Genomic DNA, 25,479 nt, shown 5'->3' on the forward strand with positions numbered 1-25,479 from the left:
GCGCACACGTAATTACTTTTTGTGTATATAACGAGGATATCGACGGGTGGAGAAAAAACTTTATATCGTCGAACGCAGCCAGCGATAAAATCTTATTTGGTGATAAAAATATCTCTTTATCAGAATAAATATATTCAGAATATCTACCCAGGTTCACACGAGGATCCAAGGCAGCCATGCCTATCCATCGCCACGATGACGTGCCAAAACGCTAAAGTTGGCAGGATCCATGCCGATATCCCTGAGAGTCATAGCACCCTTGTCGTGCTGAGTGTCTTTCTTTACAGGCGATACCATGTCTTCTTCCCGTACCCAAATGACCGTAAGTGAGCTGAATGACGAGATCGTGCCGCGCCTCGACCTCATCGAAAGATTGATCAGCACGACACTGGCCTCGCTGATCGAGACCACGGACTCGGCGGAAGAACGCGAGCGCCGAGAGGATCAGAAGCGTCGGTTCGAATTGATGCTGCTCTCAATTCGCATGAACGTCGCCAGCGTGACTCGCCGCCATGCCTCGGTGATTCGCGCCTTCCAGAACGGCGACCGTGCCGGCTCGTCAATACTGCAACTGGACGAAAACGAGGCCATCGCGATGGACAACGCGAAAACACTGTATGAACAGGTGAAGGCGCACACGCGCGCGTGATGTACTTGTAGTCATTGGTAGCAGCGCCCGACGCCTTGTTTTTTGGCATACTACGTTAAAGAATATTTCTACTTCTTTTACCGTGGCGGCTTGAAGCGTATGCGAGCGTTATTGCGTAGTCAGTTCTTTCTCGTGTTGCTGTGGATCATGGTCATGGCAACCCTCCCCTACACGACGTACAAGCTCTTGATGCTTCAGCGCGAGGCACCCACGCTGCTGGCCGAGCATGTCACGGCCCTGGCCATCGGCAACATCGTCATGACGGCTGTCCTGATCCTCATGATGCTGCTGGTGACCGCCGCACACTGGCAGCTTCGGCAACGCCGCGTATCGCGAGCAGGCAGTGAGCGGTCGCTCCCCACCGCCCCGGCTCCTTCACGGCCCAAGCCATCATCGCGCACCTCGAAGCCATCCGAAGCCGCCCCGGCCAGTACCGGCCTTCAACTGGTCGAAGTGGGCGCGGAAAGTCCGTTGCAAAGCCGCTTACCCATGGGCGCCATCGTCGTGTCGGTCAACGGCACTTCCGCCACATCGCTGGAAGCGGCTGAGTCGGTGCTCAAGCCAGGCGTCAATGAAATTGACTGGGTGGACGATGCCGGCAAGCGCAACATGGCTTACGTCATGGTGCGCGATGGCAAGCTTCACGCGGAGTTTCGCCCGGTCTGACGGAGCGCGATGAGAGACGACAGCTTCTCACATGCATTTTTTTGCATGCGATGCTAAAGATGATCCCGCGACGGCCGATAACCAAGAAGCCACAGGGGAATCGAATCAGCAGGGAATGCGTTTGAACGTGGATATAACAAGCGTGGAGCCGACACGCCACCAAGAGAAACCACCAACGCGAGGCCCCCGATGACGCATATCGGTACCTTCATCACCGAGTCCGAGACCAGTGTGAAAGAAAAGCTCTCCCAGGCGCTCGAGACACTTCTCGAGCGCGACTCGCACCTGCTCACCGCTTCGGCAACGGAACGCTCACTTTCCTTCCGGCTGGGAATGTATCTGCAGCAGGCGTTTCCAGACTGGGACGTGGATATCGAGTACAACCGCTGGTCCGGCCCCTGCAAGCGCACCCGCCATATGACGACCGTCAGCCACACCGCTGACACCGACGCGCGCACCGCCTACCCCGACATCATCATTCATCACCGCGGCACGCACGAGAACCTGGCGGCTATCGAAGTGCAAAAGAGCACCAACAGTTTCGGCAAGCATCAAGACATCAAGAAGATTCAGTCTTACAAACGGGATAGCGGCTTCCATCACGCCATCTTCGTCGATATCGGCGTGGGGGACGACGCCGGTCGTACGCAGGTCGAACTGATGCCGTGAAATACGACATCGAACGCGCCGCCCGCTGTGCCATGACAAACAACCCAAAAAGCACCATCACGACACGGGGGAACACAGCATGTCGTCGAGCATACCCGAGTTTCCAGCCAATAGTGGTCCGTCCACCGCACATATCACGCCCAACCCGCTGAGCGGCCGCCAGCGCCTGGACATGGCTCTGGCCCACCTGCGTCCCGAGTCGGCGACACAGGTCGCATCGCCCTCTTCGTCGCTCACCATGAGTGAACTCGCCGCGCCTATCCAGCGCGTCAATGAAGTGATGAGTGCCTACAACATCCAGTTCGACTTATCGGAATACGAGGGGCGCATCGTGACGCGTATCGTCGATCGCGAGAGCCAGGAACTGATTCGCCAGATTCCCAGCGAGGAAGTGCTGCGTATCGCCGAGGCTCTGGAGCAACGCCAGGGTCGCTTGATCGAATGGGAAGTGTGACAGTCGCACGATCAAGTGGCACTCAGGTCGCTTGCGGCGCATAACCGACGCGAAAGCCGCTACAGTGCCGGCATGAAACCCGGAATCGGGAGGCCATGCATGGCCTCCCCGGCGTCCTGCCTGCAGATGTGCATGAGTCGTGCCTGCGCGTGCGCGCCGCAACGGCTGCCGGTGCGGGTGCCGGACCACCACTTGCTACGCTGTGCCAGCGACCGCACTTTCTCGGCGACCACGTCACGCCGCCACCAGACCCCCGCTCTGCCAGCCAAACGCCAACCGCTGCTCCCACGAGTGTCGCATGACTGCATCGGCCAGGCGACGACCACGTTGCCGGCACTAGGGGTCATCCGGCCACGAAACGCAGGCGCCACATCAGCCCCCATTCGCTTGCACACGGGGCGCGCACGTCTCACCATTAGCGGCCTTTAGAAGATTTTCAGCATCGTGACGCTTTCTTGCGCGCTTTTTCGCGCATGGAACGGTTTCGATCACATGAACACTCGCTTACATCAATATTCGCTCACCTAAACAGGACCCGGATGCTCAAGCGCTACCTGCCCATTCTCGAGTGGCTGCCGCGTTACGATCGTCAGACACTCTCGCAAGACCTGTTCGCCGCCGTCATCGTGACGCTCATGGTCATTCCCCAGGCCCTGGCATATGCCCTGCTCGCGGGACTGCCGGCGGTAACCGGTCTGTATGCCAGCATGCTGCCGCTGGTGGCCTACACCGTCTTCGGCACCAGCCGCACCCTGGCGGTCGGGCCGATGGCGATCGTCTCGCTGATGACCGCCGCGGCGCTGTCCGGCATCGTCGCCACGGGAACCGTCGCCTACAGCGAAGCCGCAGCAACGCTGGCGTTTCTGTCCGGCGTCATGCTGATGCTGATGGGCATCTTTCGCTTGGGGTTCTTCGCCAACTTCCTGAGTCACCCCGTGATCTCGGGGTTGCTCAGCGCCTCCGGCGTGCTGATCGCCACCAGCCAATTGGGCAACCTGCTGGGCATTTCGATGTCCGGCTTCACGCTGATCGACCAGCTGGCCGGGCTGGCCCTGCACTGGCGGGACTTCAGCATGCCCACGGCACTGATCGGCCTGGGATCGCTGGGTTTCTTGATGGTGATGCGTCGTGCGGGGCCGGTACTCAAGAGCTGGGGCCTCTCGGCCACGCTCAGCGGCTTCATCGCCAAGGCCGGGCCGATCATCGCCGTCGTCGTCTCCACCCTGCTGGTATGGGCGTTCGATCTGGAAGCGCACGGCGTGGCCGTGGTCGGCGAGATTCCCCGTCATCTGCCGCCGATCGCATTGCCCTCGCTGGATCCGAGCCTGCTGAGCACCCTCTGGATGCCGGCGCTCCTGATCAGCCTGGTGGGCTTCATCGAATCAGTCTCGCTGGCGCAGATGCTCGCCGCCAAGCGCCGACAGCGCATCTCGCCGGACCAGGAGCTGTTCGCGCTGGGAGGCAGCAACCTCGCCGCCGCGTTGAGCAGCAGCATGCCGGTGACAGGCAGCCTGTCACGCACGGTGATCAACTTCGATGCCGGGGCACGCACGCCGGCGGCAGGCAGCTTCGCCGCGCTGGGCGTGGCGCTGGTGACGCTCTATCTCACGCCGCTGATCCACTTTCTGCCCATCGCCACGCTGGCCGCCAGCATCATCGTCTCGACCTTCACGCTGCTCGACGCGCGGGGCCTGAAGCGCACCTGGCGCTACTCGAAGCGTGACTTCGCCGCCATGCTGGCCACCATCGTGCTGACGTTCGTGGTCGGGGTCGAGGCGGGCGTCATGGCCGGGGTCGGCTTGTCGCTGGCACTGTTCCTGTACCGCACCAGCCGGCCGCACAGCGCGCTGGTGGGTCGCGTGCCCGGCACCGAGCACTTCCGCAACGTGGAACGCTACGCCACCGAGAACGACCCGCACGTGGCCTTGCTGCGGGTCGACGAAAGCCTGTACTTCGCCAATGCGCGTTATCTGGAAGATACCGTCTATGCCATGGTCGCCGAGCGTCCCGCGCTCAAGCACGTGGTCTTGATCGGCTCGGCGGTGAACCTGATCGACGCCTCGGCGCTGGAAAGCCTCGAAGCCATCAATGCTCGCCTGGAGGACTCCCGAGTCAAGCTCCACCTGGCCGAGGTGAAGGGACCGGTCATGGACCAGCTCAAGCAGAGCGACTTCCTCGAGCATCTCACCGGCGAGGTGTTTCTCAGCACCTACCACGCCTGGGAAGCCCTGCGCGAGGAAGACACCGTAGTGACGCCGCTGGATGGCGACGACGCCTCCCGCCAGGATTAACGTCGACTCTCCAGGCGAGGCTAGGCCTCGACCTGGGCCCTCACCTGCTCGACGATATGCGCACCGATGGGAATCGCCGAGGTGGCGGCGGGCGACGGCGCGTTGCACACGTTCACGCTGCGCCGTGTGTTGACGAACAGGAAGTCGTCGATCATCTTGCCGTCCCTGCCGACCGCCTGGGCGCGTACGCCGGCCGGATACGGGCGCAGGTCGTCGCGAGTCAGGCCGGGGCAATACTTGCGGACCTCCTCGAGATAGCCGCCCTTCGACAGCGAATTCTTCATCTCGCGCAGGCCCGGCTTGAGATTGGCGCGCAGCACCCGGCGGATGCCGGGGTCGCGCGCCATCGATGCAATGTCACCCAGCGAGATATCACGCTTGCGATAGCCCTCGCGCTTGAGCGCCAGCACGGCGTTCGGCCCCACGGTAACGGTGCCGTCGATCATCCGCGTGAGGTGCACGCCGAGAAACGGCATCGCGGGGTCGGGAATCGGGTAGATCAGATGATTGACGATCCGGTTGTGCTCGGGCGGTAACAGGTAATACTCGCCCCGGAACGGGCAGATGCTGAACTCGGGCGTCACGCCCAGCATGCGCACCACGCGGTCGGCCATCAGCCCCGAGCACGACACCAGGTGACGCGTGGTGAAAACCCCCTGTCCCGTGGTGACCACGACCTCCCGGTCGCGCTCCTCCAGGGCCGTGACCGGCGCCTGGTAACGTATCTCGCCGCCGGCGTTCCGGAACACCTCGGCCATCGTCGCCGTCACCTGGCGATAGTCGACGATACCGCTGGCCGGCACGAAGATGCCGCCCTGCCCGATGATGTTGGGCTCGCGCTCGCGGAGTTGATCGGCGTCGAGCCATTCACGCTCCAGCCCGTTGGCCGCGGTTCGCTCCCATAGCGCCCGCATGCGCTGCATTTCCACCTCGTTGGTGGCGACCAGCAGTTTGCCGCAGCTCTCATAGGCGATGCCGTGGGTGTCGCAGAACGCCTTGGTGGCGCGATTGCCTTCCAGGCAAAAGCGCGCCTTGAGGCTGCCCGGCGTGTAATAGACGCCGGCATGGATCACCCCGCTGTTGTGGCCGGTCTGATGGCAGGCCGGCCCGTCCTCCTTCTCGACGAGCAGGATGCGCTTGTCGGGATAGGCCTCGATGAGCTGCATGGCGGTGGACATCCCCAGGATGCCGCCACCGATGATGATGAGATCGTACACCGCATTCTCGCTTCTATAATCTCGCTTCGGGGTTCGACGCCTGACAGCCTGGGCAACGCCCGCGCCTCGTTCAAGACGCACGCTGCGCCCGTCTCCCCTCAGGTGTGCCTGGGGTTGGCCAGCGTCTGCCGGTGCGTGAAGTAGCCGCGCTGGCGCATCAGTTCGCGGCGCAATTCCGGGTGCGGCGTGAAGCGGTCGCGGCCGTGCAGCCAGAAGTGATTGTTGATGAGCAGGAAGCTGCCCACCGGTACCGGCACGGAGAGCCGCGCCTCGCAGCTTTCCAGCGACTCGGACAGTTCGCACAGCCAGTTGCCCTCCTCGAAGTCGCGCGGCTGCACGAACTGATCGATGTAGGACATCACCGGACGCCCCTCGGCATCGACCCCGAACACGGGATGATAGACATCGTGGCTGACGTTCTTGCTGGGCGGCGCCGCCCAGCGCATGTCACGACGCGCCAGGGGATGCGTGTAGAAGCGCTCGAGATCCGCCCAGTCGTCGAGGTGAAGCAGCAGAGAATCGCCGCCCTCCATGTGCTGCTCGTCGATCTTCATCATCAGCACGTAGTCGGTGTCCTGCTCGACGAAGGTGCCGTCGTTGTGCAGCTCCATCACCCGATGCGGCTGGCGCAGATAGCTGTCGGAGGTATCGACGTTCTGGACCACGAAGCGCGCGTAATACTGCCCGCTCATGGCGTCGAAGTTGGAACGGCCCATGCAATGCGCGACGGCCGTGGCGAACTTGACCATGTCATCGGCCTGCGCGACGTCGTCGAGGCCTTGCGGGTTGACCACGATCCCGCCCGTGCCACGGTCGGTCATCGTTTCGACAAGCAGCGGCTGCAGGGTGTTGGCGCACAGGTCGTCGAGGATCTTGGCGACGCGGAATCGCAGCATCGACTTGTATTCCAGCGCCTGGACCGGCCACTCGGCGGTCGCCTCCCGAAACGCCGCGACGGTCGCCTCATCGAAGGTCAATGCCAGCAGCCGCGATGACTGCGGCGAGGCCTCGAGCGTGAAGCCCCGGGGCGAGATATCGGTATAAAAATGCGACAGCGCGTTCATGACAACCTCCAGCGTAGTCCCTTGGCCTGGCCCGCCCTGCGGATGCAGCGAGTCAGCGTGAATAAAGCTTACGCTGAAAATATCTACATTTTCATGAAACGTCAAAATTAAACCGAAGCCTCGCACCTTATCCCACAACGTCTCCCCGGTCGTGGCCTTGTCCGGTATCATGCGAGGGCATTTTCAGGGAATCGCGTCATGACCAGCGCCAGTCCGCGCCCCAATCTCGCCATCACTGCCTACCGACAACTCAAGCGCGATATCATTCGCGGCGTCTACGCGCCCGGCGAAAAACTCCGCATGAGCCATCTCAAGGAACGCTACGCGCTTGGCGTTGGCCCGATGCGCGAGGCGTTGTCGCAACTGGTCGGGGAGCGCCTGGTCACGGCGGTCAGCCAGCGGGGCTATCGCGTCGCCGAGATGTCGATCGAAGAGCTCGAGTCACTCTACGATGCCCGTGCGGAACTGGAGGGACTGGTGCTGGAACTGGCCATCGCGCGCGGCGGCGACGACTGGGAAGCCGGTATCGTCGCCAAGGCGCATGCCCTGGCCAAGGTGGCCGAGGTACACAGTGCCGAGGACATGCTCGATGTGTGGGACACGCGCCACCAGGCGTTTCATAGCGCCATCGCGGCCGGCTGCGACTCGCCGCACCTGTTGCAGGCACGCACCTGGTTATTCGATCAGGCCGAGCGCTATCGTCACCTGTGGCTGTGCCAGACGGTGTTCTCCGCGGAGGCACTGGACGCCAAGCGCCGGGAGCACGCCGCACTCACCGACGCCATTCTCGCCCGCGACACGCCCACCGCCCGCGCGATGATGCGCGAACATCTGATGTCACCGGTGCCGATCATCAAGGAGGTCATGCAGCAGCGGTGAACGACCAGGCACGATCGCAACGCGGCAAGGCATCGCGCCGGTGGGCGAACATCAACACGCTGCGCCCGTCGAGCCAGGTATCCAGGCGCTCGGCGATGATGCCGGCGGTCGCCTCGTCGAGTCCCGCCAGGGGTTCGTCGAGCAACACCAGCGGCGCATCACGCAGGATTACCCGTGCCAGGGCCACGCGCCGCGCCTGCCCGCCGGACAGCTGACGCCCGGCCTCGCCGACCCAGGTCTCGAGCCCCTGGGGCAACTCACGCGCCCAGCCATCCAGGTCGACTATCCACAGCGCCTGCCACAGGGCGCGTTCGATCGCTTCTTCCCCCAAGCCGTGGTCGACCGGCAACCCCAGCCGCAGGTTGTCGGCCAGCGACGCATGAAACAGCTCAGTATGTTGCGTCAGGTAGCCAAGACGGGCCCGCAGCGCCACCGGTGCGAGGTCGCGCACATCTCGCCCGGCCACACGCACATGGCCGTCGCTGGGGTCGAAGGCGCGGGCGACGAGCTGTGCCAGGCTCGACTTGCCACTGCCCGAGGGGCCCAGCACGGCCAGCCGCTCCCCGGCGGCCAGCCGCAGGTCGAGATGCGCAAGCGCCGGCGTGCTCTCCATGCCCGGGTAGCGCAACGACACGTTGTCGAAGACCACTTCCGGCGCCTCGCCAGGCGCCAGAGGCCAGGCATGGATGCCCTCCTCCGCGGACGACAACGCGGCCTGGTCGTTGAGGCGCGCCGCCGCCTGACGTGTCGCGCCCAGTTGCACGAAGGCCGCCGGCAGCATGGCGAGGCCTTCGTTCAAGGCCAGGACCGCCAGCGGCAGCATGCTGGCCACCGGCGCCGACAGCTCGCCAGCGGTGAAGGCAAGCAGCGCCAGGCACAGAATGCCCACCCCCGCCCCCTGCACACCGAGCGTGACCAGCGCGCTGCCGAGGGCCGCACGCCGTTCCAGCCGACGCTGATCGTCCAGCAGGCGGTGCTGGGTGGTCTCCAGCGTCCCGCGATGCGCGCCCAGCGCCGCGAAGGCCCGCAACTCGGCCAGCCCCTGAAGATGTTCCAGGGCACGCACGCGCAAGCGCTCGAGCGTCTCGATGCGCCGCGCGCTGGGTCGACGCCCCGCCAGGGCCATGCCCAGCGTGATCACGCCCCATAGCGGCAACAACACGGCGAGCAGCACGATCCCGAGCCGAGGCAACGCCAGCGCCAGCACGCCCGCCACGCCGAGAATCGCCAGCAGCCCCACCAGCGGCGGTGCCAATAGGCGCAGGTAGAGATTGTCGAGGGCGTCGATGTCGGCCGTCAGGCGATTGAGCCATTCCCCGGCACGGTAGCGCGCCAGTTCACGCCCGGGGAGACGCGCCAGCCCGGCGAAGGTCCGCCCGCGAATGTCGGCGAGCAGACGCAGCACGGTATCGTGATTGTAGAGACGCTCGGCGTAGCGCGCGGCGGTACGCCCCACGGCGAACAAGCGGATCCCGCTGCCGGGCGTGAAGACATCCAGCGTCGCCGCCGCCCCGGCCGCCAGCGCCATGCCGGTCAATGCCGTCGCGGTGATGAACCAGCCGGAAAGCGTCAACAGGCCGATCGCGAACACCATGGTCAGCAGCATCAGCAACGCGCCGATCGCCAGACGCGCGCGACGCTGCGCCATCACGCGCAGCCAGGGGCCGAGCGCCTTGAGACCGGGCCCTGGACTGCGTGACGTCGTCATGCGCGGTTCCATCATGATGACACCTCCGGCGAAGCGTGGGTGGCACGGGGCGTCAAGCGCCCCCCATCGAGCGCGAGCACTCGGTCGGCCATGCGCATCACGGCGGGATGGTGCGTGGCGATCACCAGCGTGCGCCCCTGCGCCGCGAGCGACGCCAAGCCCTCGATCACCAGACGCTCGCTGTCGGGATCGAGACTGGCCGTGGGCTCGTCGAGCAGCACCAGCGGGGCATCGCTGAGAAACACCCGGGCCAGTGCCAGGCGGCTGGCCTGCCCGCCCGACAGCCCCAATCCGCGCTCACCGAGCGGCGTGTCGAGCCCCTGAGGCAAGGTGGCCAGCAGCGTGTCGAGCCGGGCCGCCGCCAGCGCCTCGTGCAACTGCGCGTCGCTGGCCTCGGGCGCGACCAGTCGCAGATTGTCGGCCAGCGTGCCCTGCATCAGAAACGGCCGCTGATCGAGCCAGGCGAGACGCGCGGGCTCGCGCAGGGCGACGCGACCGATCTCGGCGTCGACGAAGCCGGCCAGTACCTGCAACAGCGTCGACTTGCCGGCCCCCGAAGGCCCCACCAGAGCAATCACGTCGCCATCGGCAATGGTCATGTCCAATGGCCCCAGCACACGGCCTCGTCCGGGATGCGACACGACCACGTCGCTCAGCCGAGCACGGGGCGAGGCGTCCCCCGTCAGGGTCTCGACGGCACCGCGCGGCGGTGTCTGGGCAAGCAGGTCGCGCAGCCCTTCGGCGGCTCCCAGGGCACTGGCACGGTCATGATAGTGCTGCGCCAGCAGGCGCAGCGGCTGGAAGAAGTCAGGCGCCATGAACAGCAGGAACAGGCCGCTGAACAGCGTCAGCTGCTCGGCCGGACCGAACTGGATGTAGCCCAGCAGGCCGAAGCCGATGTAGATCGCGATCACGGCGATGGACACCGAGGCGAAGAACTCCAGCACCGCCGAGGACAAGAACGCCACGCGCAGCGTTTTCATGCTCCGCCGTCGGTAATCGTCGGCCACCGCGACGACCTCCTCGGTGGCCTGCGATGTGCGGCCGAACAATTGCAGGGTGGTGAGTCCGCGCACCCGGTCGAGAAAGTGCCCCGCGAGACGGGTCATGGCCTGGAACTGCTGCTCGTTGAGGCGCTGCGCTCCCATCCCCACCAGTGCCATGAACAGCGGAATCAAGGGCGCCGCCAGCAGCAGAAACGATGCCGCCAGCCAATCCAGCCAGAACGCCACGCCCAGAAAGAGCAGCGGCACCGCCACCGCCAGCGTGGCCTGGGGCAGATAGCGCGCGACGTAGCCTTCCAGCGCTTCCACCTGGTCGACCAGTTGGCCGGCGCTGCTCGCGCTATGCCGCTCGGCCAGGCGGACCGGCCCCAGGGCGGCGAGATGATCGAGCAGTTGCCCCCTGACGCGCGCCTTGACCCGCAGTCCGGCCTCCAGACCGCAGGTCTCCTGCGCCCACTGCACCAGCGCGCGCAGGAGCACCGTACCGCCGAGCCCCGCCGCGTATGGCCAGAGCGAGGTCAGCGTCGCATCGCGCGCCACCACGCCGCTGATCAGCCATGCCATCAGGCCGAGCTGGACCAGCGTCAGGACACCCACGGCGAGCCCCGCGGCCACGGCGAGCGTCAGCCAGCCACGCACGTCGCGCGCTTGCTCGGCCAGCCACCGGCGCGATGCCCGCGCCGGGGAAGCCGATGAAGAAGACGTTGAACGAGAAGCTGACATGATGGCTCAGTGGTAGCCTTCGCCGACACGCACCTTGCCGCGGAACACCCAGTACGACCAGGCGGTGTAGGTCAGGACGATGGGCACCACGAACAGCACGCCGATGAGCAGGAAGAACTGCGATTCAGGCGCGGAGGCCGCATCCCACAAGGTATAGTCCGGCGGGATGACATACGGCCAGCGACTCACCAGCAGCCCCATGTAGGTGAACACGAACATGCCCAGGGTGAGCAGGAAGGCCAACAGTTCGCGGCCCTTGCGATTGGCGGTGTAAACGCCGATCACGCAGGCCAGCGCCAGCGCGGGCAGCAGCCAGATCACCTGAATGTGGTCGAACCAGCGCTCCCAGACACCCGGGTCGATCCACGGGGTCCACAGGCTGACGATGGCGAACACCGCGACCACGCCGACGAGCAGCTTGGGCACCAGACCCCGCGCCCACTCGCGCACGTGCCCTTCCGACTTGAGTACCAGCCAGGTCGCTCCCAGCAGCGCATACCCGGCCACCAGGCCCAGGCCGGTGATCACCGAGAAGGGCGTCAGCCAGTCGAGCGGCCCGCCGACGAAGACCCGGTTGGCGGTCTCGAAGCCTTCGATATAGGCTCCCACCACGGCGCCCTGGGCAAAGGCCGCCACGAACGAGCCGCCGGCGAAGGCTGCGTTCCACCAGGTCCGCGTGCGGCGCGACTTGAAGCGGAACTCGAAGGCCACGCCGCGGAAGATCAATCCCGCCAGCATCAGAAACACGCCGATGTACATCGCCGGCAGGAGGATCGAATAGACCAGCGGGAAGGCGCCGATCAGCCCCGCCCCGCCCAGCACCAGCCAGGTCTCGTTGCCGTCCCAGACCGGCGCGACCGAGTTCATCATCACGTCGCGCGCGTCTTCGTCGGGCGCAAAGGGAAACAGGATGCCGAGTCCCAGATCGAAACCGTCCATGAGCACGTACATGATGACGCCGAAAGCGATGATGACGGCCCAGATCAACGAAAGGTCGAACATATCCATGGCTTAACTCCTGCTCGGTGCGCGGTCGTCGCGCTCATCGTCGAAGGGAACGTGGGCGGCGGACATGGGCCGCGCCGGCCGATCGTGGCTATCCAGCTCGTCGGTCTCGTCACGCTCGTCGAGCCCCTGGCGGATCACCTTGCACAGGTAATAGACGCCGGCGTAGAAGATCACGGCATAGACGGCGATATAGCCCAGCAGCGTGAACAGCACCATGCCGCCGCTCAACGAGGGCGTGATGGCATCGGCGTAGTCGAGCACGCCATAGATCAGCCACGGCGAACGGCCGGTTTCGGTCACGAACCACCCCGCGACCACCGCCACGAACGGAGCCAGGCTCATGCCCTGCAGACCGCGCAGGAACCAGCGGCTGCGGTAGACGCGTCCGCCCTTGCGCAGCACCAGGCCGGCCACCGCGAAGGCGATCATCAGAAGCCCCAGCCCCACCATCACGCGGAAGCTGAAGAAGGTGATCCATACCGGCGGCTGCTGCGCGGGCTCGAGCTGGTCGAGGCCCGGCACGACGCCGTCCGGGTCGTGACGCAGGATGAGACTGGCGCCGTTGGGAATGCCGATCTCGAAGCGGTTGGCCTGCAGATCCCGGTCGGGCAATGCGAACAGCAACAGCGGCACGTTCGACTGGGTTTCCCAGTTGCCTTCCATCGCGGCGATCTTTTCCGGCTGATGCTCCAGGGTGTTGAGCCCATGTTCGTCGCCGACGTAGACCTGCAGCGGCGCCAGGATCAACAATAGCCACAGCGTCATCGACAAGGCCCGCTTGTGGGCGTCGACATCGCGCCCACGCAGCAGGAACCAGGCACTGACGCCGGTCACCACGAAACCGCCGGTCAAGAACGCCGCCAGCGCCATGTGCGTGAAGCGATAGGGGAACGACGGGTTGAAGATGGCCTCGACCCAGGAAGTGACGTGAATCACGCCCTCGCGAATCTCGAACCCTTGCGGCGTCTGCATCCAGCTGTTGGTGGCCAGGATCCAGAAGGCCGAGATGAAGGTCCCCACGGCGACCATCAGTGCCGCGAAGAAATGCACCGCCGGCGAGACCCGGTGGCGCCCGAACAGCAGCACGCCCAGGAAGCCGGCCTCGAGGAAGAACGCCGTGACGACCTCGTAACTCAGCATCGGCCCGATGAAGTTCGCGGCCATCTGCGAGAAGTTGCTCCAGTTGGTCCCGAACTGGAACGCCATCACGATGCCCGACACCACCCCCATGCCGAAGACCACGGCAAACACCTTGGTCCAGAACAACCCGAGGCGGTCCCAGACACGATTGCCGGTGGTGACGTACAGGCCCTGCAGCACGGCGATGTAAGAGGCAAGCCCGATCGTGAAGACCGGGAAGATGGCATGAAAGGAAACCACGAATGCGAACTGCAATCGCGACAGAAGAATCGGATCTAGCGCCATGGCTGACTCCTTGAAGCCCACGTAGTCGAATTGTCATCGGAAGTCGCCGGCGGTCGATGCCGGAGCGCCTGGCCACCGCGAACGTCACCTGGCTTGTCTTGACAACGGTCTTGGCAACAGCCTTGACAACGGTTTTGGCGACGCCTGCCAATCGCGCGGGTGACGCCGCAATCTGGATGTTGTTCTTTCGCCTCCGATGCCCTTTCATCGTAGAGGCTTTATGTAGCGTTAAAAAGCGCCATGGCGGGGTTTATCGTGTGTCGCGTTGCCGCAAGGCAAATTGTCGCATGTGCGTCTTTGTCGCGATTTCGACCTTCATGGAAATGACGCATGGCGCCCCCCTGCGACACGACGTGTCCATAGCGTAGGCAGGTGCTTCGACTATCGCCATGTTCTCGCGCGCCTGATGCGTTGGTCTAACGGAGAACGCCATCCTGCTTTGGTAGGGTAAGCGCACCACAACAGCGCATCGTGGATGCGGTCCATGCCGCACTCACTATCAACAAGGATCACTCATGAACGCTATCTGGATTGCCCTGTTCGGCGCCGTGTGTTTCGTGATGGGCTATCGCTTCTATTCGAAGTTCATCGCCGAACGCATTTATCGACTCGATGCCGACTTCCAGACGCCGGCGCACGCCTATCGCGACGGCGTCGACTACGTGCCCACCAACAAGTGGATTCTCTGGGGCCACCATTTCACGTCGGTGGCCGGAGCGGCGCCCATCGTGGGGCCTGCCATCGCGATCTACTGGGGCTGGCTGCCGGCCATCCTGTGGGTCGTGCTGGGGACCGTCTTCGCCGCCGGGGTGCACGATTTCGGCGCGGTGGTGCTCTCCAACCGCCACAAGGGCCATTCGATCGGCACGCTGGCCAACAAGCTGATCGGACAGCGCGCCAAACTGCTGTTCCTGTTCATCATCTTGATCCTGGTGTTGATGGTCAACGCGGTCTTCGCCTGGGTCATCGCCAAGCTGTTCATCACCTTCCCGGCCAGTGTGCTGTCGGTCTTCATCCAGATCCCGCTCGCCGTGTGGATCGGCTACCGCGTCTATCGCCATTCGGGCTCGATGCTGCTGCCGTCGGTGATTGCACTGGCCGTGATGTATGGCGCAGCGCTGCTGGCCAGCGAGATTCCCCTGCTGCAGATCGATCTGGTGAGCTGGTTCGGCGGTGCCGAGGCGCCGGTCGTGGGTGGCTTCAACGGCACCTCGATGGCCTTTCTGGTGTGGATCGTGGTGCTGATGACATACGTCTACATCGCCTCGACGCTCCCCGTCTGGAAGCTGTTGCAGCCGCGCGATTACATCAATTCGCACCAGCTCGTGGTCGGCCTGGCGCTGCTGTATCTGGGGCTGCTGTTCGGTGCACCGGAAATGACCGCCCCCAGCGTCAACGGCGAAGCGGACATCAGCTGGTACCCGCTGCTGTTCATCACCATCGCCTGCGGGGCGATTTCCGGCTTCCACGGCCTGGTCGCCTCGGGCACCACGTCCAAGCAGCTCGACAAGGAAACCGATGCCCGCATGGTCGGCTACGGGGGCGCTCTGGGTGAAGGCATGCTGGCGATGATCGCGATCATCGCGGTGGGCACCCTGTTCGCCTCCGGTACCGATTTCACCGCGACGTACTCGAGCTTTTCCGCGGCCGGCTCCAACGGCCTGGGCTCGTTCGTGAAAGGCGCTGGCCAGCTTGCCGGCAATCTGGGCATTCCCGAGCACATGGGCTCGACCCTGGTCGCGGTGATCGTGGTGAGCTTCGCCGCCACCACGCTCGACACCGCCGTGCGCCTGATGCGTTACATCATCGCCGAGCTGGGCAACGAGTACGGCATGCCGGTGATCGCCCGCAAGCACGTCGCGACCAGCATCGCCGTCATCGCCAGCGCCGCGCTGGTCATCCTGCCCGAAGGCCCCAACGGCTTCGGCTCCGGCGGCTACCTGCTGTGGCCGTTGTTCGGCACCAGCAACCAGCTGCTGGCCGGCATCACGCTGATGCTGGTCTCGGTATGGCTCAAGCGCCAGGGCCGCCCGGTGGTCTTCACCCTGGTTCCCATGCTGTTCCTGCTGGTCATGACACTGTGGGCCATGGGGCAGCAGGTGATCTTCACCTGGTCGGGCTTCGGCGATGCCGACCGCAACCTGCTGCTGTTCACCTTCGGCAGCCTGATCATGGTGTTCACGCTGTGGATCCTGCTCGAGGCGTCGCGAAGCTTCCGTCAGGGTGACCCGGCCGCGCAGCAGCAACCGCTGAGTTCCGATGAATCACGCTGATGACGACGGTTCCGTGATCGCCCTGTGGCGATCACGGTTGCGCCGCGCGATCCAGGGTTACGACGCGGTCCTGAGCTTGCCGCACCGGCGCGAAATCGCCCGGGAGCTTCAGGATGAGGAGGACCTCTTCATGCTGCTGTGCTTCTGCGACATGATGGGCATCCCCAATCCCGTCAGCGACATGACCCTGGAGCTGTACCCGCACATGCTCGAGCGCTTCCATGAATGGCACCAGCGCCAAGGCATGCCGCGTTCGCCACTGGATGGATTTCGCTGCTGCTGAGCGTGCCTGTCCCACGAGGAACTACTCATGGCCAAGAGCCTTTTCTTCGGCGGCAAGGGCGGGGTCGGCAAGACCAGCTGCGCCACCGCCTACGCGCTTGGCTGCGCGGCGGCCGGCTGGCGCACCCTGCTGGTCTCCACGGACCCGGCGCACAATCTGGCCGATCTGTTCGGACGCGCGCCGGGGCCGACCCCCACACGCATGCAGGCCGGCCTCGATGTCGTCGAACTCGATCCCGACCACGAAACGCAACGCTACCTGGAGCAGGTCAAGGCCACGCTGCGTCCTCTGGTCAGCGGCGAGCGCAGCGCGACGGTGTTTCGCCAGCTCGATCTGGCGCGGCACGCGCCCGGCACCGAGGAAGCCGCCCTCTTCGATGCCCTGGTCGGCCTGTTGCTGGATACCGGCGAGAAGTACGATCGGCTGATCTTCGACACCGCCCCCGGCGGGCACACGGTTCGCCTGCTGGCGCTCCCCGAGATCATGGGCGCCTGGGTGGAAGGCTTGATGCAACGCCGCCGCAAGGTGCGCAGCGACTACAAGGCGTGGCTGGGCGACGGCGAGGTGGTCGACGATCCCATTCAGGAAACGCTGATGCGTCGTCGCGGACGCCTCGCCGCCGCCCGCGAGCACTTGACCTGCCCTGCACACTCGGCGGTGATCCTGGTCGCCAACCCGGAACGCCTGCCGGCACTGGAAACCGCGCGCACCCGCGAGCTGCTCGAAAGCCATGGCCTGCACGTCGGCGCCGTGGTGATCAACAAGTGCCTGCCCGCCGAGGTCGATAGCCAATGGCTCGCCAACTGGCGCGAGGAACAACGCCCCTGGATCGAACATCTCGAGGCATCTTTCCCCGACCGCGAGCGCATTCGCATCGACCACCAGCCCCATGCGCCCGCGTCCTGCAACGACCTAGCCCCTCTCCAGGAGGCACTGGGCCGACTCGCTCCCTGGCATGACCACGCCTAGCGCGTGCCGATCACGGACATCACCAGCCACGCCGTATAGGCGATGAACGTGCCCAACAGCAGAGCAGCCTCCAGGCGGTTGATACGCCCCTGGCCTTTCCAGCCGATGCCGAACACGGTCAGCGCCAGGGTCAAGCCCGCCATGACCGGCCAATCCCGCACCAGGACTGCGCCGTCGACGTCGATCGGATCGATGACACCCGCCAGCCCCACCACGGCGAGGGTATTGAAGAGGTTGGAACCCACTACGTTGCCGAGGACGAGGTCGTGCTCGTTCTTGCGAACCGCACTGATCGAGGAAGCCAGTTCCGGCAGCGACGTGCCGATGGCGACCACCGTCAACCCGATGACCAGATCGCTGACCCCGAATGCCGAGGCGATATCCACCGCCCCCCAGACCAGCAGACGTGAGCTGACGATCAGCAAGACCAGGCCCACCAGGGTCCAGGTGATCGCCCGCTTGAGCGTCATCGCCTGGATATCGAGGTCGGCCGTGGTGTTGTCGGCGAGCGTGTCACTGCCCTGCTGCCGGCCGCGTATGATGCTGTAGGTCAAGAAGGCTGCCAGCATTGCCAACAGCAGTACCGCGTCCCAGCGCGACACGGCGCCGTCCTGAAGGCACCAGAGCGATGCCAGGGTCACCAGCATGAGCAGCGGCAACTCTTGACGCAGCACTTGCGAGTGCATGGTCAACGGACTGAGCAGGGCCACGAAGCCGACGATCAGGCCGATATTGGCGATGTTGGAGCCGTAGGCGTTACCCAGCGCCAGGCCGGGGTTGCCTTGCCAGGCGGAAAGCGCCGATACCATCAGTTCCGGGGCCGAGGTACCGAACCCGATGACCACCATGCCGATCAGCAGGGGCGGCAATCCAAGATGGCGCGACGTCGCGGCCGCACCGTCGACGAAGCGGTCGGCACTCCATACCAGTACCGCCAGCCCGAGAGCGACGGCGATGATCGCCATTAGCACGATAGAATCTCCTTGCAGCTGTATAGGGGATGTGTCGGCGCACGCCAGGGGCTCCTCCCCCGGACACCGCCGACGCCAGGCTACTGACAAACATACGCATGTGAATGTACGCTGTTCGCTGCCCTGACACGCCTGATCGTCGGTCCGCGTCGCCGCACGCCACTCTAGATACCAGGCATTGAGGCAAAAGCATAGCGGAACGACAACGCTGCGAGTTGCTCAAGTTGCTATAGTAGCGTGAGATCGATGGTACCGACGGTGGGCAATCGATCAATACTCGAGCCCCCTTCGGGACTGGTGCGTCTGAACCAACGGCTCGAGCCATCACGCATCATGTCCGACACCCTGGAATATCAACGCGAGACTCAGCTTGGCCGACACGTTTTCGTCACAGACCGCCCATCCAGCTCGCGTGCCGCCCGTGGCGACGACACGTCATTCGCGGCGGCGTCTGCGCGCCTGTCACGAATGCGATCTGCTGGTGGCATTGCCGGCCCTGAAGCCCGGCCAGAAAGCAGACTGCCCCCGCTGCGAGCACACCCTGGCCGTCCGCCATCACAAGCCCGCCGAGCGCAGCCTGGCCCTGGCTATCGGCGCGCTCATCATGCTGCTGCTGTCAGTGGCGTTTCCTTTCGTCAGCTTCGAGACCCGTGGCGTCAGCAATCGTATCGAGCTGACCGAGACCGCCTCGACGCTGGTCGGTTTCCATGAGCCGCTGGTGGCGATCTGCGTGCTGCTGACCGTGATCATTCTGCCCACGGTCTACCTGTGCGGCGTGATGTGGCTCTCGCTGGGGCTGCTGAGCCGGCGCTTCCTGCCGCATTCGCGGGGTGTCGCCCGGGCGCTGAAACACCTCACCCCCTGGATGATGGCCGATGTCTTCGTCATCGCCGCCCTGGTGAGCCTGATCAAGGTCGCGGGCATGGCCGAGGTCAGCCTGGGCCTCTCTTTCTGGACATTTTGCGCCTACGCCCTGCTCTTGCTGCTGACGACGCAGTCCCTCGATACCGACTGGATGTGGTTCTCGCTGGCCAGCGAACCCCTGGCGCCGGCGGGCGCACGCCCGGGTGAGCCGGCATCGCCGCAGGGGTTGAGCGGTTGCGCCACCTGCGGCCTGGTCAATCGTCTCGATGCCAACGGACGCGGGCACTGTCGACGCTGCGGTGAGTCCCTTCATGCTCGCACGCCTCGCAGCCGCCAGCGTACGCTGGCCCTGCTGCTCGCCGCGGTGGTGATGTACATTCCCGCGAACCTGTACCCGATCATGACCACCACGTCGCTGGGCAACAGCTCGCCCTCGACGATCATCAGCGGCGTCATGCTGTTCCTGCAGCATGGCGATATTCCCATTGCCCTGATCATCTTCACCGCCAGCGTGGTCGTCCCCATCGGCAAGATTCTCGCGCTGGGCTGGCTATGCTACGCCGTCCGCCACCGGGGCGAACCGCTGCGCAACGTCACGCGCGTTCGCCTGTACCGCATGACCGAATTCATCGGCCGCTGGTCGATGGTCGACGTCTTCGTGGTCGCCATCCTGGTGGCACTGATACGCGCCGGCGAGTTGATGTCGATAGCGCCCGGCCCCGCCGCGCTCTCTTTCGCTTCCGTGGTCATCCTTACCATGCTGGCCGCGATCAGCTTCGACCCCCGCATGATCTGGGACGATCTGCCCGAAAAACCGCGGCGGCGCGGGATGTCCCGCATCGCCGCCCTCGCTTCTCCACGCAAGGAACCCGACGATGCCTGATGCTCCCCTGCGCGCGACGCGCCACCATCGCCGGCGGCTTTCGCCGATCTGGATCGTACCGCTCGTGGCGGTTCTCATCGGCGCATGGATGCTCTACGACAATCTCTCGGCACTCGGCCCCACGATCACCCTGGAGATGAAAAACGCCGAGGGCATCGAGGCCGGCAAGACATTGATCAAGACGCGCAACGTCGAGGTCGGCCGCGTCGAGGACGTGACACTCTCCGAAGACATGTCCCACACCATCATCACGGCCCGCATGAAGCCCGATACCGAACGCATGCTGAATGACGAGGCGCGCTTCTGGGTCGTCAAGCCGCGTATCGACCGGGAAGGCATCAGCGGACTGGGCACCGTGCTCTCGGGGGCCTATATCCAGCTGCTGCCCGGCAACGGCGAAACCGCCCAGCGTGAATTCGAGGTACTCGACCAACCGCCCGTGGCTCCGCCCGATGCGCCGGGCATTCGCGTCAACCTGGTCAGCAAGGTGGGCAGTTCCCTGCGCGCCGGCGACCCCATCACCTATCAGGGATTCACCGTCGGGCGCGTGGAGAACACCGAGTTCGATCCCGAAGAAAAGGAAATGCGCCATCGCCTTTACATCCAGTCGCCTTATGACGTTCTGGTCACGGACACCACACGCTTCTGGATCTCGTCGGGTGTCGACGTGCGCCTCGACTCCCAGGGCTTCCGGGTCAACGTGGAATCCATGGAATCGCTCATCGGCGGCGGCGTGACCTTCGGCGTGCCGGAGGATGTCGCCATGGGGCATCCCGCCGAATCCGAGGCGACCTACCAACTCTTCAGCGACGAGGAAAGCGCGCGTGAAGGCACCTTCGACCGCTACCTCGAATACGTGCTGCTGGTCGACGACACCGTACGCGGCTTGAGCCGAGGCGACTCAGTCGAGTACCGCGGCGTGCGCGTGGGGACCGTGGAAGCCGTGCCCTGGCGCTTCTCCGCTCCCCAGCCGGATACGCTGAACCGTTTCGCGATTCCGGTACTGATTCGCATCGAGCCACAGCGCTTCGACGACGCCATGGCGAATTTTGACGCCGAGGACTGGCGTGCCCGCCTCGAACGCATGTTCGAGCACGGCCTGCGCGCCACGCTCAAGGCCGGCAATCTGCTCACCGGCGCGCTGTTCGTCGACCTCAACTTCCGCGACGACCCCGAGCCCTACGAAGCGCTCACCTTCGAGGGCAAGACGGTGTTCCCGACGACGTCGGGCGGCTTCGCGCAAATCGAGCAGAAAGTCTCCAACCTGCTCGACAAGCTCAACGAGCTCGAGGTCGAGCCGATCCTCACCTCGCTGAACGATACCTTGACGACGACACGCGCCACGATGCGCAAGGTCAACGACATCGCCAACTCCGTGGATACCTTGCTGAACGACCCGGCGACCCGCGAGCTGCCGCAGAACCTCAACGAGACGCTGCGCCAGACCCGCGATACGCTGCAGGGCTTCTCGCCCGACTCGCAGGGCTACCGTGAACTCAACGACACACTCTCGCGGCTCGAGTCGCTGATGCGCGACCTGCAGCCCGTGGTGCGCACGCTCAGCGAGAAACCCAACGCCTTGATCTTCGACCGTGAAGAGACACGAGATCCATTACCGAGGGCCCCAAGCCAATGACCATCGCCGCCTTCGAAACACCCCGTCGATTGGCGCAGCGTGCTCGGCACGCTGCGCTGCTGGGCGCCGGCGCACTGGCGCTCTCTCTCGCCGGTTGCGCCACGCAGGGCACCGAGGACACCCGTTACACATTGCCCGACGATCCATTGTCCGACGACAGGGCCGCTGCCGAGGCCGTCGGCGACTTCGACGGCAGCGTATGGCTTTCCCCCCTGTCCCTGACGAGTTATCTCGACGATCAGGGCATCGTCATGCAGCTGGACGACATTCGCATCCACCAGGCACGTCATCATCTCTGGGCCGAGCCGCTGGACAGTCAACTCATGCGGCAGTTGCGCGAACGCCTGAGCACCGCCTTGCCCGAGGCGGATATCCTGCGTCGCGGGCAGACCGCACAGGCGGCGTCGCCGGCCCTGCATGTCGATCTCAGGGTGGAACGCTTCCAGGGGCGTGATGACGGCATGGCCGTGGTCGGCGGAGACTGGCGCATACGCGATGCACAGGATCGCACGCTGTCACGCGAGAGCTTCGCGATCGAGCGCCCGCTCGACAGCGACGGCTACCCCGCGCTGGTTCGCGCCCTCGGTGGCGCCTGGGACACGCTCGGCGAGCGCCTGGCCGAGGCACTGACGGAAGCCGGTACGCGTGCGACGAGCGATTGATGTCGCATCACGCTTGAGTGGTTATAAGCAGGGTATCGTTTATAGCGGGATGATCCTTGTACTCATCCCGCCAGGCCCCCATTATCCCATCCGCCATGTTCCAACCACGAGACATTTCCCCTCATGTGCCGCTCACGGATGCCGGAAGCCGAAGCCCAGGAAGCCGAGCGCGTCGCCGCGCTGCATCGGCTGGGCATCTACGAAACGTCCTGCGATCCGGAGCTGAACCGGCTCATGACCATGATCGGGGAACTCTTCGACGTTCCCTGCGCCATGATCAATCTCGTCGACCGGGAACGGACCTGGTGCCTGGCGAGTTCCAGCGACCTCGCCGCGCCGCCGCGTCGCGAGGATTCGCTCTGTGCCTTCACGGTGGATCATGATACGGCGTTGTTCATCGAGGACATGCGCGATGCCGATGGATTTCGCGAACACCCGCTGGTGAGGGACACGCCTTTCATCCGCGCCTTCGCCGGCGAAAGAATCCTGTCGTTGAGCGGCCATCTGCTGGGCACGCTGTGCCTGGTCGATATCCGCCCACGGGTTTTCGACGCCGAGAGCCGGCAACGCCTGGCCGACCTGGCCAAGCTCGTCTCGCTGCGCCTCAACCAGCGCCTGATCGACGAGCAGCGCCATACCGCCGATGCGATGATCGATCAGCAGACCCAGCTGCTCGACCATCTACCGGACGGGATCGTGCTGCTCGACGACCGCCGCGTCGTGCATTACGCCAACGCCGCCGCCCAGCGCCTGCTGGGCGGCGCCTCTCATGACGTCAAGGGCTGTGCCTTCGACACCCTCGTCGCACAGCCCGAAGGGCACGATTTCGCCACGGCGTCACGCACCGGCTCGCCACTCGAGATCCATGCACTGCCCAGGTTCCAGGGGTTCGAGGCCTTGCAGCTGGGCGACCGCGCCTCGCTCGTGGGCACGCACCAAGCCCTGCAACGCTTGCGCAGTCTGGTGGATGCCTGGCCCGATGGCGTACTGATCTGCGATTACGACAACCTGCGCATCGTCGAGTGGAACATCGCCGCACGCCGTTTGCTAGGCACGCAGGCATCATCGCTCGAAGGCACTCGTCTTCCCCAGTGGTTCCTGTCGGGCGACCGGCGCACGCTGCAGCGGCGCATCCGTGCGGAGCTCGGTGAAGGGGATGGCACCCTGCGCCATAACGCCACCTTGCACAACGACACTCCGGTCGAAGTCACGCTGGTGCCGATGCAGGACGCCAGCGAGACATCGTTGATCGTCGTCCTGCGCGACCGCAGTCCTTATCTTCAGCACCTGCGCACGGTCACGCGCAAGCTTGCCAAGGCCGAGGAAATGATCAGCCAGGATGCCCTGACCGGCCTGCTCAACCGCTTCGGTTTCAAGCAGGCCATCGACGAGTTCATGGTCGAGGCCGAGCGCGGCGTCCCCTTCGCGCTGCTCATCGCCGATATCGATCATTTCAAGGATATCAACGATACCTATGGCCACCAGCTAGGCGACGAGGCGCTCAAGATCGTCGCCAGCCGGCTTGCCGAGCAGCTTCGTGATGGCGATGCCGTGGCACGTTATGGCGGCGAGGAATTCTGCATGCTGATGACGGTTCCCGAGGACCGGGTCGTGGAAGTGGCCGAGCGAATCCGGCGGACCGTCGCCGCCACGCCCGTGACACTCGATGACGGCAAGGAACTCGCGCTCACGATTAGTATCGGCGCGACGTACCATACCCCCGGCCTGGACGAGGACAGCATGTTCGAACGCGCCGACGAAGCGCTCTATGAAGCCAAGGAGTACGGACGCAACCGTACCGTCATGCTAAACGCCGCAACGCCCAGGGCGCGTGACGAAGAAGAGTGACGACGAAAGGGTGACGACAGCCAGCGCCTTGCGGTAGAAAAGCTCCGGCGCCGAATCGGTGACCCGGAGGCGATGCCACTAGGCCGCCAGCCGGGCACGCAGCCTGGCGACCGCCTGGCTATGCAACTGACACACCCGCGACTCGCTGACGCCCAGCACGGCGCCGATTTCCTTGAGGTTGAGCTCTTCCTGGTAATAAAGGCCCAGCAAGAGCTTTTCGCGCTCGGGCAGGTGCTCGATGGCCGCGACGAGATGCGTACGGGCATCGCCTTGCAGCAAGGCATCGTGAGGCGTGGCCGGCGCCGTGTCGCCACCGGGGGGCTCGCCCAGCTCGGACACCACATCGTCGAATCCCAGCAGGTAGCCGTTGTTGGCATCCAGCAGCAGCTGGTGATACTCCTCCACGCTCATCCCCAGCGCGTTGGCGATCTCGCGCTCGTCCGGTGCGCGCCCCAGGGTCTGCTCGAGCTTGTGCACCGCCTGATCCAGGGCACGCGCGCTGCGCCGCACGCTGCGCGGCATCCAGTCACGGCTGCGCAGCTCATCGATCATCGCGCCACGCACACGCTGATTGGCAAAGGTGGAAAAGCTTGCCCCTTGCGTGGCATCGAAACGCTCCAGCGCATCGAGCAAGCCCACCATTCCGGCTTGAATCAGGTCATCGAGTTCGACACTGGCCGGCAGACGCACCTGTAGCGCCAATGCATGACGCCTGACCAGCGGCATGTATTGCTCGAGCAGTGCATGTTGGTCGATTTTGCCCTGTGCCGTATACATCACTTTCGCCTCGGATGTTCGGATCGGCGCGTAGCGCGACGCTCCCGCATGCCATTATTGAGGTTACGGGGCACCTCACAAGGCGGGAATAACCGCCGCTTGAGGGGCCTTTTCCCGATTTTGCCCTGCCCGCCCGGGCTCAGCGGTAGTTCACGATCAACTGCACCCGGCCAATGCGGATGCTCGAAGATGCCGTTTCATCACGTCGGAAACGCAGCACGAACGGCATGTCGGCCGGCAGCCCCTCGAAACGCCGGGTACCGCCACGCCCCGACGCCAGTGCCACGCAACGTCGGGGATGGCAGAGCCAGGCACGTACCGCATGCCGGTCGTCGGACACCTCATAGCGCCAGGAGACCCGGGTGATGCGTCCGCCGGCGACGTTGCGCGGCGCCGGGGAACGCAATTCGGCGGTGGATTCCGAACGCCCCGGCGTCGTCAGCAACGGGCCACGCGGCAGAGTCACCGCCCAGCTGCCGGCCTCCGCTGCCAGAGCGGGGGCAGCGTTCATGCCCGGCAACGCCAGCATGCCCATCAGGATAAAGATCGCCATCAA

Annotated in this window: 22 protein-coding genes; 13 read left to right on the forward strand and 9 right to left on the reverse strand. The window is 64.7% G+C overall.

The features are described 5' to 3' along the window. Positions 1-295: 295 nt before the first annotated feature. The 5 genes from CSAL_RS10110 to CSAL_RS10130 all read left to right on the forward strand — a co-directional run bounded on the left by CSAL_RS10110 (position 296) and on the right by CSAL_RS10130 (position 4,729). Entirely contained in the window at positions 296-649 is a 354-nt protein-coding gene (locus tag CSAL_RS10110) for a hypothetical protein (protein ID WP_011507287.1), read from the forward strand. 42 nt (positions 650-691) lie between these two features. Further along, a complete protein-coding gene (locus CSAL_RS10115; protein ID WP_148266824.1) occupies positions 692-1,315 on the forward strand; it encodes a hypothetical protein in 624 nt (207 codons plus the stop codon). A 189-nt stretch (positions 1,316-1,504) separates the two neighbouring features. After that, on the forward strand, positions 1,505-1,984 hold the full coding sequence (locus tag CSAL_RS10120; RefSeq protein ID WP_011507289.1) for a hypothetical protein: 480 nt from the start codon (positions 1,505-1,507) through the stop codon (positions 1,982-1,984). Positions 1,985-2,063: 79 nt separating this feature from the next. Next, a complete protein-coding gene (locus CSAL_RS10125) occupies positions 2,064-2,438 on the forward strand; it encodes a flagellar protein FlaG (RefSeq protein ID WP_011507290.1) in 375 nt (124 codons plus the stop codon). Between the two features lie 539 nt (positions 2,439-2,977). Continuing rightward, complete coding sequence (locus CSAL_RS10130) at positions 2,978-4,729, forward strand: SulP family inorganic anion transporter (RefSeq protein ID WP_011507291.1); 1,752 nt, start codon at positions 2,978-2,980, stop codon at positions 4,727-4,729. A 20-nt stretch (positions 4,730-4,749) separates the two neighbouring features. Here the strand turns inward: CSAL_RS10130 and lhgD are convergent, their stop codons facing one another. Then, positions 4,750-5,946 carry an L-2-hydroxyglutarate dehydrogenase gene (lhgD, locus tag CSAL_RS10135; RefSeq protein WP_043558361.1) on the reverse strand — a complete coding sequence of 399 codons (1,197 nt, stop codon included), beginning with the start codon at positions 5,944-5,946 and terminating at the stop codon, positions 4,750-4,752. A gap of 98 nt (positions 5,947-6,044) precedes the next feature. Next, a complete protein-coding gene (gene glaH, locus CSAL_RS10140; RefSeq protein WP_043558363.1) occupies positions 6,045-7,010 on the reverse strand; it encodes a glutarate dioxygenase GlaH in 966 nt (321 codons plus the stop codon). A 198-nt stretch (positions 7,011-7,208) separates the two neighbouring features. On the opposite strand from glaH, the gene csiR reads away from it, so the two are divergent. Then, the gene (gene csiR, locus CSAL_RS10145; protein ID WP_011507294.1) at positions 7,209-7,889 is read left to right on the forward strand and encodes a DNA-binding transcriptional regulator CsiR; all 681 of its coding nucleotides are present in this window, start codon (positions 7,209-7,211) and stop codon (positions 7,887-7,889) included. Here the strand turns inward: csiR and cydC are convergent. Genes cydC through CSAL_RS10165 form a run of 4 tightly spaced genes read right to left on the reverse strand, consistent with a single transcriptional unit; the run spans position 7,873 to position 13,757 of the window. After that, positions 7,873-9,597 (reverse strand): thiol reductant ABC exporter subunit CydC, encoded by a 1,725-nt coding sequence (gene cydC / locus CSAL_RS10150; RefSeq protein ID WP_187290056.1) that lies wholly within the window; start codon positions 9,595-9,597, stop codon positions 7,873-7,875. The genes csiR and cydC overlap by 17 nt on opposite strands. Positions 9,598-9,608: 11 nt before the next feature. After that, on the reverse strand, positions 9,609-11,324 hold the full coding sequence (gene cydD, locus CSAL_RS10155) for a thiol reductant ABC exporter subunit CydD (RefSeq protein ID WP_011507296.1): 1,716 nt from the start codon (positions 11,322-11,324) through the stop codon (positions 9,609-9,611). 6 nt (positions 11,325-11,330) lie between these two features. Then, entirely contained in the window at positions 11,331-12,332 is a 1,002-nt protein-coding gene (cydB, locus tag CSAL_RS10160) for a cytochrome d ubiquinol oxidase subunit II (protein WP_011507297.1), read from the reverse strand. Positions 12,333-12,335: 3 nt separating this feature from the next. After that, entirely contained in the window at positions 12,336-13,757 is a 1,422-nt protein-coding gene (locus CSAL_RS10165; protein ID WP_011507298.1) for a cytochrome ubiquinol oxidase subunit I, read from the reverse strand. Positions 13,758-14,272: 515 nt separating this feature from the next. On the opposite strand from CSAL_RS10165, the gene CSAL_RS10170 reads away from it, so the two are divergent. From CSAL_RS10170 to CSAL_RS10180, 3 genes are read left to right on the forward strand one after another with little or no spacing between them, the layout of a single operon-like run. Then, positions 14,273-16,030, forward strand: a complete 1,758-nt coding sequence (locus tag CSAL_RS10170) for a carbon starvation CstA family protein (RefSeq protein WP_011507300.1) — start codon at positions 14,273-14,275, stop codon at positions 16,028-16,030. Next, a complete protein-coding gene (locus CSAL_RS10175) occupies positions 16,017-16,313 on the forward strand; it encodes a cory-CC-star protein (RefSeq protein ID WP_011507301.1) in 297 nt (98 codons plus the stop codon). Before CSAL_RS10170 ends, CSAL_RS10175 begins: the two co-directional genes overlap by 14 nt. Before the next feature lie 27 nt (positions 16,314-16,340). Continuing rightward, positions 16,341-17,282 carry an ArsA family ATPase gene (locus CSAL_RS10180; protein WP_011507302.1) on the forward strand — a complete coding sequence of 314 codons (942 nt, stop codon included), beginning with the start codon at positions 16,341-16,343 and terminating at the stop codon, positions 17,280-17,282. Here the strand turns inward: CSAL_RS10180 and CSAL_RS10185 are convergent. After that, positions 17,279-18,253, reverse strand: a complete 975-nt coding sequence (locus tag CSAL_RS10185; protein ID WP_011507303.1) for a calcium/sodium antiporter — start codon at positions 18,251-18,253, stop codon at positions 17,279-17,281. The genes CSAL_RS10180 and CSAL_RS10185 overlap by 4 nt on opposite strands. Positions 18,254-18,665: 412 nt before the next feature. On the opposite strand from CSAL_RS10185, the gene CSAL_RS10190 reads away from it, so the two are divergent. The 4 genes from CSAL_RS10190 (at position 18,666) to CSAL_RS16970 (ending at position 24,146) form a co-directional block, all read left to right on the forward strand. Then, complete coding sequence (locus CSAL_RS10190; protein WP_011507304.1) at positions 18,666-20,000, forward strand: PqiA/YebS family transporter subunit; 1,335 nt, start codon at positions 18,666-18,668, stop codon at positions 19,998-20,000. Next, a complete protein-coding gene (gene pqiB, locus CSAL_RS10195) occupies positions 19,993-21,636 on the forward strand; it encodes an intermembrane transport protein PqiB (RefSeq protein ID WP_011507305.1) in 1,644 nt (547 codons plus the stop codon). The genes CSAL_RS10190 and pqiB overlap by 8 nt, the downstream gene beginning before the upstream one ends. Next, the gene (locus tag CSAL_RS10200; RefSeq protein ID WP_011507306.1) at positions 21,633-22,298 is read left to right on the forward strand and encodes a PqiC family protein; all 666 of its coding nucleotides are present in this window, start codon (positions 21,633-21,635) and stop codon (positions 22,296-22,298) included. The genes pqiB and CSAL_RS10200 overlap by 4 nt, the downstream gene beginning before the upstream one ends. A gap of 123 nt (positions 22,299-22,421) precedes the next feature. Next, on the forward strand, positions 22,422-24,146 hold the full coding sequence (locus CSAL_RS16970; protein WP_011507307.1) for a sensor domain-containing diguanylate cyclase: 1,725 nt from the start codon (positions 22,422-22,424) through the stop codon (positions 24,144-24,146). Between the two features lie 78 nt (positions 24,147-24,224). Here CSAL_RS16970 and CSAL_RS10210 read toward each other — a convergent pair whose 3' ends face one another. Together CSAL_RS10210 and CSAL_RS16975 are read right to left on the reverse strand one after the other, a co-directional pair. Further along, entirely contained in the window at positions 24,225-24,923 is a 699-nt protein-coding gene (locus CSAL_RS10210) for an RNA polymerase sigma factor FliA (protein ID WP_011507308.1), read from the reverse strand. Positions 24,924-25,062: 139 nt separating this feature from the next. Next, positions 25,063-25,476: a flagellar protein FlhE gene (locus CSAL_RS16975; protein WP_050934527.1), complete on the reverse strand. Its 414-nt coding sequence runs from the start codon at positions 25,474-25,476 to the stop codon at positions 25,063-25,065. Positions 25,477-25,479 lie beyond the last annotated feature (3 nt).

The sequence above is a fragment of the Chromohalobacter israelensis DSM 3043 genome (assembly GCF_000055785.1).
Lineage (GTDB): Bacteria > Pseudomonadota > Gammaproteobacteria > Pseudomonadales > Halomonadaceae > Chromohalobacter > Chromohalobacter israelensis.

What these genes read in the sequence shown, in the direction of transcription:
- CSAL_RS10110 (WP_011507287.1), top strand. Translation starts at nt 296, where the DNA reads ATGTCTTCTTCCCGTACCCAAATGACCGTAAGTGAGCTGAATGACGAG.
- CSAL_RS10120 (WP_011507289.1), top strand. Translation starts at nt 1,505, where the DNA reads ATGACGCATATCGGTACCTTCATCACCGAGTCCGAGACCAGTGTGAAA.
- CSAL_RS10125 (WP_011507290.1), top strand. Translation starts at nt 2,064, where the DNA reads ATGTCGTCGAGCATACCCGAGTTTCCAGCCAATAGTGGTCCGTCCACC.
- CSAL_RS10130 (WP_011507291.1), top strand. Translation starts at nt 2,978, where the DNA reads ATGCTCAAGCGCTACCTGCCCATTCTCGAGTGGCTGCCGCGTTACGAT.
- glaH (WP_043558363.1), bottom strand. Translation starts at nt 7,010, where the DNA reads ATGAACGCGCTGTCGCATTTTTATACCGATATCTCGCCCCGGGGCTTC.
- csiR (WP_011507294.1), top strand. Translation starts at nt 7,209, where the DNA reads ATGACCAGCGCCAGTCCGCGCCCCAATCTCGCCATCACTGCCTACCGA.
- cydC (WP_187290056.1), bottom strand. Translation starts at nt 9,597, where the DNA reads ATGACGACGTCACGCAGTCCAGGGCCCGGTCTCAAGGCGCTCGGCCCC.
- cydD (WP_011507296.1), bottom strand. Translation starts at nt 11,324, where the DNA reads ATGTCAGCTTCTCGTTCAACGTCTTCTTCATCGGCTTCCCCGGCGCGG.
- cydB (WP_011507297.1), bottom strand. Translation starts at nt 12,332, where the DNA reads ATGGATATGTTCGACCTTTCGTTGATCTGGGCCGTCATCATCGCTTTC.
- CSAL_RS10165 (WP_011507298.1), bottom strand. Translation starts at nt 13,757, where the DNA reads ATGGCGCTAGATCCGATTCTTCTGTCGCGATTGCAGTTCGCATTCGTG.
- CSAL_RS10170 (WP_011507300.1), top strand. Translation starts at nt 14,273, where the DNA reads ATGAACGCTATCTGGATTGCCCTGTTCGGCGCCGTGTGTTTCGTGATG.
- CSAL_RS10175 (WP_011507301.1), top strand. Translation starts at nt 16,017, where the DNA reads ATGAATCACGCTGATGACGACGGTTCCGTGATCGCCCTGTGGCGATCA.
- CSAL_RS10180 (WP_011507302.1), top strand. Translation starts at nt 16,341, where the DNA reads ATGGCCAAGAGCCTTTTCTTCGGCGGCAAGGGCGGGGTCGGCAAGACC.
- pqiB (WP_011507305.1), top strand. Translation starts at nt 19,993, where the DNA reads ATGCCTGATGCTCCCCTGCGCGCGACGCGCCACCATCGCCGGCGGCTT.
- CSAL_RS10200 (WP_011507306.1), top strand. Translation starts at nt 21,633, where the DNA reads ATGACCATCGCCGCCTTCGAAACACCCCGTCGATTGGCGCAGCGTGCT.
- CSAL_RS16970 (WP_011507307.1), top strand. Translation starts at nt 22,422, where the DNA reads ATGTGCCGCTCACGGATGCCGGAAGCCGAAGCCCAGGAAGCCGAGCGC.
- CSAL_RS10210 (WP_011507308.1), bottom strand. Translation starts at nt 24,923, where the DNA reads ATGTATACGGCACAGGGCAAAATCGACCAACATGCACTGCTCGAGCAA.
- CSAL_RS16975 (WP_050934527.1), bottom strand. Translation starts at nt 25,476, where the DNA reads ATGGCGATCTTTATCCTGATGGGCATGCTGGCGTTGCCGGGCATGAAC.